Source organism: Salinicoccus jeotgali, assembly GCF_039538805.1.
Lineage (GTDB): Bacteria > Bacillota > Bacilli > Staphylococcales > Salinicoccaceae > Salinicoccus > Salinicoccus jeotgali.
Map to the genome: position 1 here is coordinate 49,344 of NZ_BAABCK010000022.1, position 12,188 is coordinate 61,531.

Sequence of the window (12,188 nt, forward strand, 5' to 3'; positions counted from 1 at the left end):
GTACTATAATTATACATGTTGAAAGGTATTTGTAAATCTTGACTTAATAAGATAACGCTTTCAATATAGCATTTAGTTTATACTGTTATTTATAATTATGAAAATCTAACTGAGTGCCATTAACTTACATGCACTGTACATAAAGGAGAGGGAAAAATGGATATAATAGATACACACTGTGACGCACTTTTGAAATTACAGCAGGATGTCAGGAAAGCATATGATGATGGGGAGAAAACGCTTAATTTCTACGATTCTCCTGAAATTGAAACGAATGTATTGAGGCTGAAAGAGGGGGGAGTGAAGGTACAATTTTTTGCGATTTTCATTCCACCGGAAGTTCCTGACAATGAAAAATGGCAGCATGCGTTGGAACAGGTGGATTGCTTCTATAATGAAGTTCTGAGTCAGGAGAACTTTATCCATATAAAGAATCTTATAGAAATTGAGAGGCTAAAACCAGAAGAAATTGGGGCGGTCCTTACACTGGAAGGGGCGGATGCAGTAGGTAATGATCTGATGAAACTCCGTACACTATTCCGATTGGGAGTACTCTCTGTAGGGCTGACATGGAACAATGCCAATCTGGTGGCTGACGGCGTCGGGGAAAATCGTGATGCTGGATTGAGTGAGTATGGAGAGAGGTTTGTGGCCTCTTGTAACGCCCATGATGTGCTTATTGATATAAGTCACCTGAGCCCTAAAGGAATCACGGAGGTCATCGAGCAGGGGGATCGGGTCATCGCGACGCATTCGAATGTACAGAGTATATGTGACCACAGGCGGAATCTTACGGATAACCAGATAAGGAAGGTGATTGAGAAAGGGGGGATGATCAACATTGTATTCAACCCGCCATTTATTGGAGAGGGGAAAATAGAGATAGAAGACGTATCTCCCCATATAGATAGGATCATCAATCTCGGCGGTGAAGATGCTATTGGACTCGGCTCTGACTTCGATGGGATTGCATATCATGTTGAACGCCTTGGAAATGCCGGTGAATATGGCAATTTAATCGAAACATTAAAGAGAAAGTACGGAGAAACGTTCACTGAAAAGATTGCCTATAGGAATTTCTTTGAAAAATATTGTAAAAGAGACCTGTCTTAGACAGGTCCCTTCAAGAGGAGGACGATGATAGTGCCTCATATGTTTCATTGATATTTTCATATCGCTCATCAAGCTGTTTTTCCTGGGCTTCTATTTCTGACATGATCTCCTCGATTTCACCTTTGAATTCATCTTCCCCGAGAGGATTATAATTTATGAAAGTACGGTTGAACTCGCCATGCAGTTTAACGAGAGTCTCTAGGGAATCGATGTATGTCAATATATCTTCCTTGAATTTTTCATGTTCATGCCCTGTTACAGTATGATTATGGATGGTCCTTCTGAAGTCTTCGATTTTGGGCAGCATTTCATCGTATATGATTTTAAGTTGTTCTTCTCGATCGGATGTTTCTGAACTCTCTTTATACATTTCTTCAAATTCTGTTTTAAGCTCGTCGTGATTCCTATCAAAAGCTTCATAGAGTGCATCTAGGGATTCCTGGTCAGGCTGACTGCAGGCTGTCAGTAATAATAGAATCAAAACGGGAAATAAATTTTTCACAATACCACCTCTATTTAATATTAACACGTTTAGGTTTGATTGAAGGCCTTTATGTTGTATAATAGTCAAGTTGACTTTTTGAATGGGTGGTTATCATGAACAGGAAACTATTAATAACTTTTACTGTCGGTGTGTTCCTTCTTGGAATGATGGAGCTTATCATATCAGGCATATTGGAACTGATGAGTGCTGATCTAAACATTTCGAATGCATTGACCGGGCAGTTGATAACGGTCTATGCCGTCAGCTTTGCCGTATTCGGCCCATTGCTTGTAAAGATGACTGAAAAAATCAGGCCGAAACCGGTCATAATGGCTTCATTGCTCGTATTTATAATCGGAAATATAATATTTGGGCTATCAACTACATTTTTCATGCTTGCCATCGGGCGAGTTGTGACCGCACTTGCTGCTGCAGTGTTTATAGTCAAAATTATGGATATGACAGTGCTGCTTTCCGCACCGGCAATTCGGGGACGGATGATCGCTCTGGTCTATATGGGATTCAGTGCCGCGAATGTATTCGGGATTCCACTCGGCACCATCATCGGCCAGCAATTTGGCTGGCGTATCATATTTTGGATTGTCATTGCATTAGCTGTTCTGGTGGGTACCGGCATACTCGCTCTGGTGCCTAACAAGAATGCTGAAGAACTTGGTGATACCGAGCCGGATAAAATTCTGGACAGGAAAAATATCCTGCTTTATATTGGAGTAACAATGTCTGTTCTTATCGGTAACTATATCGTCCTCGGTTATATATCTCCGTTGATGACCACAAATGGATTCAGTATTGAGAATGTCTCTGTTGCTCTATTGATAGCGGGAGTCGGCGGCATGCTTGGTACATATCTTGGGGGCAATATGGTGGATTGGATCGGGACGAAGCGCACACTTCTCATCATGCTGACTTTATTTATGGTGGCGATGGCAATAATGCCGCTCGTTTATGGCAAACCAGTTCTTTTCTATATTACTCTATTCATATGGAGTCTGTTCCAATGGAGCACGAGCCCAGCAGTACAAAGTGGTCTGGTGGAGAATGTGCAGGGGTCTGCAGCACTGGTGTTCAGCTGGAATATGTCCGGGCTGAACCTAGGTATCGGCATCGGAGCTGTAATCGGCGGCATCTATATCAGCAACTTTGATATCAGCTATGCACCGTGGCTCAGTGTCTTCATCATTGCACTCGGCATACTCTGCACTGCTTTTGTAACTGAAGTCAAAGAAACGAAGTGACAGTAAGTTAAAGGGTGTGAAAAAATGTTCATAAGACTGCTACTTACTATAGCACTCTCATTTTTCGTCATTTACGGCATAAATTATTTTGATATAGCCGATCTCGACTATAATTTTAAGACGGTGGCTGCCACTTCCATCGCCCTGGTTCTACTGAGGGTGGTCTATTATATATTCACCAAATTTTTAAAGGTGTTCCTGTTCATATTCGTATTTCTACCGTTATTGGCACTCTTCATCAACTATATATATTCCTATATGACAGGTGCTCCGGTGGAGTTTATGGATCTGGACTGGCTGCAAAATTTCATAGATCTGGATTGGCTGCAGAAATGGACTCAAAATCTTTGAGTCCATTTTTATATGCCCCGATTTTTGGGTGATCCGGAAATGGACTGTGGTATGATTGGGTAAATCATTTTAGTTTTGGAGGAATGTCATGAAGCGGGAATATCTGCCGGTTGGATCATCTGACAGAGTCCATGAAATTGATGCGATACGCGGGTTTGCACTGCTTGGGATCTTGATGATGAACATAATGAGTTTTGCCGGCCCTCAGATGGAGAATCAGCTGACATTTGATACAAGTGAGATATACACAGGTTCCAATTCGATCATCATACTGCTGATAAACATATTCGTCACGGCCAATTTCTATACGATGTTCTCCTTCCTATTCGGGCTTGGCTTCTACATCTTTTTATCAAGAGCTGAAAATAGGACACATCAGGTGAACAGGCTATTCGTAAGGCGCATGTCGATACTGCTGATCATCGGCCTGCTCCACGCCATTTTCATCTGGTATGGCGATATCCTGACCGTCTACGCTGTGACTGGCATCATACTACTTCTCTTTTACCGCCTGAATCCTCGCTTTAATCTATTTATTTCGACTATGATACTATTGCTGGGTTCAGTGTTCGTAATATTGATGACGATGCTTGCTCTATCCTTGCCGGACATCAGTGCAGAAGCGACGGGCAGCTCCGCCTACGGCATTGACATGATCGGCGCAGCGAAGGGATCCTACTGGGACATCGTTTCCCTGAATCTATCTATATTAGCTCTCATGTCAGTCAATAATATAGCGATGACACCACTTATCCTGGCAATATTTCTCCTCGGGCTGTATGCTGGACAAAAAGCTTACCACACAAGGCTGGGGTCACTCAAAAAGGAGTTGTGGAGAATTGCAGCAATCAGCATCGGAGTCGGACTCCCTGTCAAAGTGGTCACAGGATATACCATGACGTACGGCATGGGGTCTCCAACACTGTCCATCTTATCTATGCTCGCCTATACATTAGGCGGCCCTTTGATGTCACTTGGCTATATTGCGCTGTTGACTCTGATGTTCTTGAAAATCCAATCCTTCACCAAACTGCTGCAGCCTGTCGGACAGCTCGCACTGACCAACTACATCATGCAAAGCGTATTGATGATCACATTGTTTTTTGGCTTCGGCCTGTTCAATGAAATTGGAGCAGTATGGTTTCCCCTGATTGTTGCAGCAACTTTTGCAATTCAGGTCATGGCGAGCCACTTTTGGGTGCGACACTTCAGATATGGACCACTCGAATGGATATGGCGCATGTCAACCTATGGGAAAATTCTGCCCATAAAAAAATAAGACCAGCTGGTCTTATTTTTTTACGTCCTCGAAAAGAAGCGTCATATCTGAGTTTTCCTTATCATGATTCTGTCCTATGACCGAGATGCTGCCATCAGTCTCAAGAATGACAGCCAGTACATCAGACATATCATTTTTTCCGTCTGCCCGGACGGCTTGCCTGATTTCTCTTTCCAGAATGCGCTCCTTGGCCATATTATTTTCAAGAAACTGGTCTTTGAAGTAGAGCAGGATAGGCTGTGATTTCACCAGGTTACTGAAAAAGAGACTTTTTACAGATAGTTTGGTGAATATATACTGCATGACGACCAGAACAAGGAAAGCGGTCACCCCCTGCATCAATGTGATGTCCTTGGTGGTGATGATGCTCGCGAGGATTGAACCGAGGGCTACTGTCACTACAAAGTCGAAAGCGTTCATTTTAGTCAAAGTGCGTTTACCACTGATCCGGAGGATGATGACGAGTGAAAGGTAGGCCATGATGCCTACAATCACGGTCCTCAGGATGACATCGAAACCGCTGAATATCAGGTTATCGAATTCAAGCATTGAATCTCCCTCCATTCTATTTTATAGGTTTCAGCCGCCAATCGGCAGTGGTGAAGGGGAGTTCAGTAGCGAGCTGTCCTGTGATGGTCTGTTGGCCGATCGCTTCACCGGCAAGCCAACCGGAAAAGTCGAAATCGTACATATCACCTGAGCCGAGCTGGATTCCAGCCGTCAGGTTCTTTTTATCGTATCGGGTAGTGTGGATGGTCCCCGCCCAACTTCTGTAGTTGTCGACGAAGAGACCTTCACCAGGTTGGGTGAAATAATCGAGCAATTCATCTTCAGAAGGGGAACGCAACTGCCTCAGAATATCCAGCCGTTCCTTTGAATCGACCAAATACCTCCTGTTTTCGTGCGCCAGTGCTTCATAATGGTTCGTGCAGATGTTTGCTTCACGAAATGCCATCCCGCGTGCAGAAGTTTCTGCGATGAATGAATTGTTTCCCTTATCCTGGATGACGTAGCTGAAGCCGCCTCTATGGGGGAGCGCTTCCAATAGATCTTTCGCATCTTGTGCTGTCCTGCAAAGTTCAAGTATGAACCGTCCAATGATGAAGCATGTAAATCCATCGAATGGCTGTTTTCTATTCATAAAATTATAGGCCATGATAAGACCGTGCTCATTCATGCCGTCCATTCTCCCGGTTATTCTTGATGCAGGGCCGATGTGCGAATAGCCATCATCAGGTTGGAAAAGTTTGTATATACCGTCATAAGTGTTCGGATGATAATCATAGTTCCTGATGAATGTATCATTATCCAAATAGACGCTGCACCCACTGTCTTTAGGGGAGATACGGTAATGGGCGAGATTTAGTAGGACCTCATGGTCGGTGATTTCGAGTGATTCCTGTAAACCCATCAATTCCTCCCAGATACGCGGTGCAAAATGCTGGTACAGAGCTTTTGTCTCCCTATAGTCCAAATTGAATTTTGGGCGTCTTTTGATCCATTCGTAATTTCTGTTCTGCATATAGTGGGTCTGTTTCAAAGATTCACCCTGCATTATACCGTAGCTGTAGTGATCGCCTCTATAAGCAAGGATGGTGGATTCGATGTTCTGCATGGTTTACAGCTCCTATGATGACCCGTTGGAAGGGCCGCAATATTTTAGCGTAAAGAAGATATCTATTCATGGGTGGATCCGGACACCGCCGTGGAAATATTATAGTCGATCACATGCCAATTGCCATTCACCTTTTGGATGATGCTTAAGCTGCAGTTATCCAATTTGGTTTGTGCCATATCAATTTCATCGCTATAGAGGGAGAGGATTGATTTGATTGTACGGGAATGGGCTGTAAGCAATACGTATTGTCCATCATATTCTTCTGAAATTATGTTCATTGCCTTTTCGACACGTGCGGAAAGCGATTCGAACGTTTCAATACCAGGTAGGTTACCATCTGGATACTTATCCATTATATTATCGATATGCATCCCTTCAAGATTGCCAAAATGTTGTTCCTTAAGTTCGTCCATTGTTGTGATCGGCAGCCCATGACTCTGGTTGATTATTTCTGCGGTTCGGAATGCCCGATTCAATGGACTCGAAACGATGGCGTCAAAAGGCTCGTCTTTAAGGTAGAGCGAAGCATCGATAGCCTGTCCTTCCCCTTCCTCATTGAGGGGAATGTCAGAAAACCCTTGTAGTTTCCTTAATCTATTGAAATCAGTCAGACCGTGTCTGACAAGTGAGATTTTAGTCATATTACACCTCTTAGTCATAATACATATATGATAACATGGGAGTGAGTGGTAGGTGGTATAAAGGGTTTTTGGTAACATAAAGGGCAAAAGGAGCGTAAGGGAGATGAACGCATGACCATGAAAATCGCCGTCATTTCCGATATACACGGGAACTACGAGGCGTTGGAGAAAGTAATCGAGGATATGGAACAGTTTAAGATAGACGAAGTTTATTGCTTAGGCGACGTAATCTCCCTTGGCCATCAGACTAATGAAGTGCTCAGTGTGCTGTCTGAAATGGAGAATTTGACTATGATTACGGGGAACCACGATGACGAAGTGATAAAAGCACTAAAAGGCATGAAATCCCGGGTGAATGGTCCTGAACATGAACATCATCTATGGGTTTCGCAACACATCGACCCTGGATATATCCACATGCTGGAAAACCTCCCTCTGACTACCGAAAAAAGGATGGACGGCCATAGAATATTGTTGACCCACTATCATCTGGATGGTTGCCGGTACCGATCAATCGAAGAATCTCCTTCACTTGATCTACTTGAGGAAATCTACGGACAGGAAGCATATAGCGTAGTGCTGTATGGACATGACCACATCATCCAGCACTTCAAGACTTCAGGGCCTGTAATGGTCAACCCAGGAGCACTCGGTGTAACAGAGACTCCCTTTGCACCTTATGCGATACTCGAATTGAAAGACGATGGCGCAATAAACACAATGTTTAGGAACGTCCCCTATGATCGTCGGAAGTTCATTGAAGGACTTAAGAATGAAAATCCACCGGCTTTGGATTTCATTATGGAATTCTTGCTAAAGGAATGAGGATGAAAATGGAGATAAGACCAGTTGAAATGAAGGACAGTGAAAACTTCTTAAACTTGATGATGTCCCTCGAGTACAATACTCAGGATGATCTATATGTCGAAAAGAAAATAAATCTCAGCAACACCGAAGATATATTATCTGATATGCTTCAAGATGGCAGAAGTCAAATTTTCCTGGCACTGGAAAACCAGGAGATGCAAGGGTATATCAGTATGAGAGGGAACCACAGCGAGACGACGAAACATCGTGCAGTCGTTTCTATGGGGGTACTTAAGTCGGAACAAAAGAACAGCATAGGCAGGAATCTATTGAATGCAGCCATCAGATGGGCAGAAGATATACAGATCCATAGGTTGGAAGCGGCAATTCGGGATGACCATGAAGAAATGATTGAATTGTACAAGATGCTTGGATTTCTTGAGGAAGGCGAGCGTGTAGATGCCGTGAATATAGACGGGATTTATAGAAATGAGAAATATTTATATAGACTGATCAACTGATAGGGAGGACGAACAATGAATCTTCAAAGTTTTTATATCGGGGGTAAGCATGCAGAAGTAACGATGATGCTTGGAGAGAGCGGCTTATATGAAAAGGAAGGTCGCCCAGCAGTCGTCATATGTCCAGGTGGCAGTTATATGTATGTATCGGATCGGGAGGCTGAGCCAATTGCCTATGAATTCCTTGCGAAAGGCTATCATGTATTCATATTGAGGTATTCGACGCTCGGTTCGGCGATGCGTAAAGAGGGCAATGCTGTAAACAGGGATGAACTTTATCAGATCGCGTCTTTGGTTGAAGCAGACGAAACCCTCGGTTCCGAGTTTCCAGGCCCGCTGGTTGAATTGGCGGAAACGATGACTTTCATCCGGGAAAATTGTCATGAATTCAATGTGAATCCCGATAAGATAGGGGTCATAGGCTTTTCAGCCGGGGGACATCTGGCTGCGAGCCTGGGTGTGCACTGGAATACTTCGTGGCTAAAAGAATTGACGGGCACTGAACCAAGATGGTACAAGCCGAACTTCCAAATTCTATCCTATCCGATACTGGATTTCATGATGAATAAATCTATAGCCGAAGAGCGTGGTATAGGCGATCCGAAATATATGACGACGGCATCCAGGATGATTTTCGGACCGCATGTGACAGATGAGCTCCTGGATAGGGCAACGTTAGCAAAAAACATCTCTAAGGATGTGCCCCCGACTTTCATCTGGCATACTGTTGCGGATCAATTGGTATTCGTACAGAATAGCCTTGATTTTGCTAAAGGACTTGAAGCGCATCAAATACCATGGGAACTCCATACGTTCAAATCGGGTGGACATGGTTTAAGCTTGGCCACAGAAATGACCGGCATTGAGGACGTAAGGGCTGCAAACTGGACAGGGTTGATGTTCAGCTGGCTTCAGGAGACGCTGAAAGAAAAATAAAGACGCTGAAATTTTCAGCGTCTTTTAACATAATCGATTTTGAATTGTGTAAACACTTCAGTATGATTTGGGTAAATGAACTGGATATACTTATGATCGTCTTCAGAAGTCATTTCCTTCAGTATATATTCAGTCTTATCAAACTGATTCATGCTGTCTTGTCCTACATAATCAAAATCCGTCCTGTTGTTCGTGCTGTCCTTAACCTTAACTAAGATTGCCATATGCACCAACTCCTCATCACTATATAACCCACTGTCGCTAGGGTTAAACCTAAATATTTAGCGCACAACATAAATCGTAAAGGATGGTTGGATGGATTTGAGGACGATACATCTCGGAGAATTACCGGCATTACTTGAACTGCAGGAAAAAGTATACAAAGGGCTCGAAAATAAAGAAGTGCTTCAAACGTTGACACGTGCTGAATTCAAAGCGATCATCCAACAAGGTTTCATCATAGGTGCATATGATGAAGGGAAGCTGGCCGGCACTAGGTCAATGTACATCCCGTCCCCTGACGAAGAAGAGCATCTGGCAGAGAACGCGGGGATAGACGACAGGGATTCGGTCATCTATTCCGAAATCAGTTTCATCAAATCCGCCGTAAGGGGGCAGGGCCTCCAGACTAGGATGGGGGAGCGTCTGCTTGAAAAAGTGCGGTCTGATGGTCGTTTTGAATACGTATTGACGACTGTCATGCCAAATAATATTCCGAGCCTGAAAGATAAATTCAAACTGGGTTTCAGAATTGTGGATACAGCGTATAAATACAACGGCAAAAAAAGGCATGTTATGCAGTTGGATCTCTCCGAAGGATATGAACCATCGGGGGCACCACGCTTCATTCACTATAAGGACACAGAATGGATGCTTTTAAATGGTGCAGATTATGCAGGGTGTGGTTTCGATGGAGAATATATAAAATATTATAGGAAATGAGTTTAAAAAAGGAGCGCTCTTGAAAGCGCTCCTTTTTATGGGGCCGGCCACACTATAATCCGGTTTTTTCAAAACGTGCTATATCATCATTCCGGCCGATTATAATCAGTATATCTCCTTCAAAGATCTTAGCATCGATGGGTGGAGAAATATTGAAACCATCATCCCTGTGTATGCCGACGATTATGCAGCCATATTTAGCGCGAAGATTCAAAGATGAGACCGTTTCACCATCGATTTTTGATGTGGCAACAATTTCGGCCATGCTGTATTTGTCGGAAAGCTCGATGAAATCGATCATTTTATCAGAGTTGATATGCCTGGCGATTTTTTTAGCCATATCGTGTGATGGCTGGATGACGCGATCGACTCCAATCCTTTTTAAAACTTTCGTATGATGGGAGTTTTGAGATTTTGTCCATACTTTTGGTACGCCGATATCCTTCAGAAGCAGGGAAGTGAGTATACTTGCTTCAAGATCATCGCCGAATGATACGAAAGCGTGGTCGACGTTCCTGACACCCAGGTCATTCAACAGACTCTCATCCATATTTCTAGTGCATACTGCGTATGTCGCAAGTTCAGAGAACTCCTTCACTTTGTCCTCATCCTTATCTACTGCAATCACTTCGATTCCCTGTTCATGAAATTCCTGTACGAGGGTACCTCCGAAGTGGCCGAGACCGAATACAGCAAATGACTTATTCATGCTTATCCCTCCAATCCACACAGTTAACTCTTATATCCATCGTTATACTACGCCTTAAACCGCAGGATGTAAAGTGCGGATTCAGCGCATGGTAATAAATGCAGGTAGTACTACGTTATTCACGGTTTTGGAACAAAGGGTAAAAATAAAACTCCCCATATTCTGCTTGAGAAATTGGGGAGTTTTGATGATAGCCTATTATCTGGAGTAGAACTCTACGATAAGCTGTTCATTGATATCAGCGGAAAGTTCAGAACGTTCCGGTTGACGTACGAAAGTACCTTCAAGTTTTTCTTCGTCGAAAGAAAGGTATTCCGGAACGAAGTTGTTGTACTCGATGGCTTCTTTAACGATATCGAGATTCTGTGATTTCTCACGAAGCCCGATCGTTTGGCCTGCTTTAAGTGTGTAGGATGGGATGTCCACACGCTTGCCATCAACAGTCACGTGACCGTGGTTGACAAGTTGACGTGCTTGGCGGCGCGTCCTTGCAAGGCCGAGTTGGTATACGACTGCATCCAGGCGGGAAGCCAGGAGAATCATGAAGTTTTCACCATGAACGCCTTTCATGTTTGCAGAGCGATCGAAGATCTTGCGGAACTGGCGTTCGTTGATGCCGTACATGAAACGGAGCTTCTGCTTTTCCTGAAGCTGCATTCCGTATTCGGAAAGTTTTACCCTTTGTGTAGGTCCATGATCACCAGGGGCGTATGGACGGCGTTCCAATTCTTTTCCTGTGCCTGTCAGGGAAATTCCAAGACGGCGGGACTTTTTCCAGATTGAACCTGTAAATCGAGCCATAATGACTCCTCCTTATTGTGTTTGTATATGCAAAAAACATCATAAGGGTGACGACCACTTACATGGGCATGCGGTTTTAAGTACCTTCGCCTTATAGCATCAGTTACGCAGCACACCAACAAGGGAACCACATGCTGACATGTAATGATCATCCGCTACTTAATCCGTTCATTTACACAATGACTGATTATACATGTAGAGTTAAGGTTTGTCAACGTGGATGTAATTATATATACTGTTTCAGTACTTCCACAAAATTGCTGAGGCCGGCCCTGTCTTCTTCTTTGAAGCGGTCGAAGGAAGGCGAGTCAACGTCGAGCACACCGATTGGCCTTTCATCAATATATATTGGAACTACAATTTCTGAACGGCTTGCCGAATCACAGGCAATATGCCCAGGGAACTGTGTTACATCATCGACTATGAAGATATCGTTACCACGGAGTGCAAGGCCGCATACTCCTTTGCCGTTCCCGATCCGGACGCATGCAGGAAGCCCCTGGAACGGACCGAGGACCAGTTCATCCGCTGCCTCGTCATAAAGGTAGAAGCCAACCCAATTGATGTCTTCGAGAAACACATTGAGAAGACTGGCAGCATTTGACAGATTGGCGATTCTATCGCTTTCATCTTCAATGAGACTTTTCAGCATCTGATTGAGCTGAGTGTAATCTTTAATCTGTGTTTTTGTAAACAATGAAATCACCCTATCTTATATCAATATTAGTGA

Annotated in this window: 16 protein-coding genes; 8 read left to right on the top strand and 8 right to left on the bottom strand. The window is 43.7% G+C overall.

The annotated features are described in order from the left end of the window. The first annotated feature begins 156 nt into the window (after positions 1-156). On the top strand, positions 157-1,113 hold the full coding sequence (locus ABD734_RS06380) for a dipeptidase (protein ID WP_344702591.1): 957 nt from the start codon (positions 157-159) through the stop codon (positions 1,111-1,113). 10 nt (positions 1,114-1,123) lie between these two features. On the opposite strand, the gene ABD734_RS06385 is transcribed toward ABD734_RS06380, so the two are convergent. Then, positions 1,124-1,615, bottom strand: coding sequence for a hypothetical protein (locus ABD734_RS06385; RefSeq protein ID WP_344702593.1), 492 nt, complete (start codon positions 1,613-1,615; stop codon positions 1,124-1,126). Positions 1,616-1,710: 95 nt separating this feature from the next. Here ABD734_RS06385 and ABD734_RS06390 point away from each other — a divergent pair, with 95 nt between their 5' ends. The 3 genes from ABD734_RS06390 (at position 1,711) to ABD734_RS06400 (ending at position 4,483) form a co-directional block, all read left to right on the top strand. Beyond that, the gene (locus ABD734_RS06390) at positions 1,711-2,853 is read left to right on the top strand and encodes an MFS transporter (protein ID WP_344702595.1); all 1,143 of its coding nucleotides are present in this window, start codon (positions 1,711-1,713) and stop codon (positions 2,851-2,853) included. A 24-nt stretch (positions 2,854-2,877) separates the two neighbouring features. Then, entirely contained in the window at positions 2,878-3,204 is a 327-nt protein-coding gene (locus ABD734_RS06395) for a hypothetical protein (RefSeq protein WP_344702597.1), read from the top strand. A gap of 88 nt (positions 3,205-3,292) precedes the next feature. Then, entirely contained in the window at positions 3,293-4,483 is a 1,191-nt protein-coding gene (locus ABD734_RS06400; RefSeq protein WP_344702599.1) for a DUF418 domain-containing protein, read from the top strand. Positions 4,484-4,495: 12 nt separating this feature from the next. Here ABD734_RS06400 and ABD734_RS06405 read toward each other — a convergent pair whose 3' ends face one another. From ABD734_RS06405 to ABD734_RS06415, 3 genes are all read right to left on the bottom strand, one after another. Further along, a complete protein-coding gene (locus ABD734_RS06405) occupies positions 4,496-5,032 on the bottom strand; it encodes a DUF421 domain-containing protein (RefSeq protein WP_344702601.1) in 537 nt (178 codons plus the stop codon). A gap of 16 nt (positions 5,033-5,048) precedes the next feature. After that, on the bottom strand, positions 5,049-6,098 hold the full coding sequence (locus tag ABD734_RS06410) for a C45 family autoproteolytic acyltransferase/hydrolase (RefSeq protein WP_344702602.1): 1,050 nt from the start codon (positions 6,096-6,098) through the stop codon (positions 5,049-5,051). 62 nt (positions 6,099-6,160) lie between these two features. Further along, the gene (locus ABD734_RS06415; protein WP_344702604.1) at positions 6,161-6,742 is read right to left on the bottom strand and encodes a histidine phosphatase family protein; all 582 of its coding nucleotides are present in this window, start codon (positions 6,740-6,742) and stop codon (positions 6,161-6,163) included. A 111-nt stretch (positions 6,743-6,853) separates the two neighbouring features. Between ABD734_RS06415 and ABD734_RS06420 the strand changes: the two genes are divergently transcribed. The 3 genes from ABD734_RS06420 to ABD734_RS06430 are packed head-to-tail and all read left to right on the top strand — an operon-like array spanning position 6,854 to position 9,006. Further along, the gene (locus tag ABD734_RS06420; protein WP_344702606.1) at positions 6,854-7,567 is read left to right on the top strand and encodes a metallophosphoesterase family protein; all 714 of its coding nucleotides are present in this window, start codon (positions 6,854-6,856) and stop codon (positions 7,565-7,567) included. A gap of 8 nt (positions 7,568-7,575) precedes the next feature. Further along, a complete protein-coding gene (locus ABD734_RS06425; protein WP_344702608.1) occupies positions 7,576-8,070 on the top strand; it encodes a GNAT family N-acetyltransferase in 495 nt (164 codons plus the stop codon). Positions 8,071-8,085: 15 nt separating this feature from the next. Next, positions 8,086-9,006, top strand: a complete 921-nt coding sequence (locus ABD734_RS06430) for an alpha/beta hydrolase (protein ID WP_344702610.1) — start codon at positions 8,086-8,088, stop codon at positions 9,004-9,006. A 14-nt stretch (positions 9,007-9,020) separates the two neighbouring features. Here the strand turns inward: ABD734_RS06430 and ABD734_RS06435 are convergent, their stop codons facing one another. Next, the gene (locus ABD734_RS06435) at positions 9,021-9,230 is read right to left on the bottom strand and encodes a hypothetical protein (RefSeq protein WP_344702612.1); all 210 of its coding nucleotides are present in this window, start codon (positions 9,228-9,230) and stop codon (positions 9,021-9,023) included. Between the two features lie 91 nt (positions 9,231-9,321). On the opposite strand from ABD734_RS06435, the gene ABD734_RS06440 reads away from it, so the two are divergent. Further along, positions 9,322-9,948, top strand: a complete 627-nt coding sequence (locus tag ABD734_RS06440) for a GNAT family N-acetyltransferase (RefSeq protein WP_344702614.1) — start codon at positions 9,322-9,324, stop codon at positions 9,946-9,948. Between the two features lie 52 nt (positions 9,949-10,000). On the opposite strand, the gene ABD734_RS06445 is transcribed toward ABD734_RS06440, so the two are convergent. The 3 genes from ABD734_RS06445 to ABD734_RS06455 all read right to left on the bottom strand — a co-directional run bounded on the left by ABD734_RS06445 (position 10,001) and on the right by ABD734_RS06455 (position 12,155). Then, positions 10,001-10,657 (bottom strand): potassium channel family protein, encoded by a 657-nt coding sequence (locus ABD734_RS06445; RefSeq protein ID WP_344702616.1) that lies wholly within the window; start codon positions 10,655-10,657, stop codon positions 10,001-10,003. A 198-nt stretch (positions 10,658-10,855) separates the two neighbouring features. Next, a complete protein-coding gene (rpsD, locus tag ABD734_RS06450; RefSeq protein WP_344702618.1) occupies positions 10,856-11,458 on the bottom strand; it encodes a 30S ribosomal protein S4 in 603 nt (200 codons plus the stop codon). A gap of 226 nt (positions 11,459-11,684) precedes the next feature. Further along, positions 11,685-12,155 carry a GAF domain-containing protein gene (locus tag ABD734_RS06455; protein ID WP_344702619.1) on the bottom strand — a complete coding sequence of 157 codons (471 nt, stop codon included), beginning with the start codon at positions 12,153-12,155 and terminating at the stop codon, positions 11,685-11,687. Positions 12,156-12,188: the final 33 nt, after the last annotated feature.

Coding starts and splice junctions, on each gene's coding strand:
- ABD734_RS06380 (WP_344702591.1), top strand. CDS start 157: ATGGATATAATAGATACACACTGTGACGCACTTTTGAAATTACAGCAG.
- ABD734_RS06390 (WP_344702595.1), top strand. CDS start 1,711: ATGAACAGGAAACTATTAATAACTTTTACTGTCGGTGTGTTCCTTCTT.
- ABD734_RS06395 (WP_344702597.1), top strand. CDS start 2,878: ATGTTCATAAGACTGCTACTTACTATAGCACTCTCATTTTTCGTCATT.
- ABD734_RS06400 (WP_344702599.1), top strand. CDS start 3,293: ATGAAGCGGGAATATCTGCCGGTTGGATCATCTGACAGAGTCCATGAA.
- ABD734_RS06405 (WP_344702601.1), bottom strand. CDS start 5,032: ATGCTTGAATTCGATAACCTGATATTCAGCGGTTTCGATGTCATCCTG.
- ABD734_RS06410 (WP_344702602.1), bottom strand. CDS start 6,098: ATGCAGAACATCGAATCCACCATCCTTGCTTATAGAGGCGATCACTAC.
- ABD734_RS06415 (WP_344702604.1), bottom strand. CDS start 6,742: ATGACTAAAATCTCACTTGTCAGACACGGTCTGACTGATTTCAATAGA.
- ABD734_RS06420 (WP_344702606.1), top strand. CDS start 6,854: ATGACCATGAAAATCGCCGTCATTTCCGATATACACGGGAACTACGAG.
- ABD734_RS06425 (WP_344702608.1), top strand. CDS start 7,576: ATGGAGATAAGACCAGTTGAAATGAAGGACAGTGAAAACTTCTTAAAC.
- ABD734_RS06430 (WP_344702610.1), top strand. CDS start 8,086: ATGAATCTTCAAAGTTTTTATATCGGGGGTAAGCATGCAGAAGTAACG.
- ABD734_RS06435 (WP_344702612.1), bottom strand. CDS start 9,230: ATGGCAATCTTAGTTAAGGTTAAGGACAGCACGAACAACAGGACGGAT.
- ABD734_RS06440 (WP_344702614.1), top strand. CDS start 9,322: ATGGATTTGAGGACGATACATCTCGGAGAATTACCGGCATTACTTGAA.
- ABD734_RS06445 (WP_344702616.1), bottom strand. CDS start 10,657: ATGAATAAGTCATTTGCTGTATTCGGTCTCGGCCACTTCGGAGGTACC.
- rpsD (WP_344702618.1), bottom strand. CDS start 11,458: ATGGCTCGATTTACAGGTTCAATCTGGAAAAAGTCCCGCCGTCTTGGA.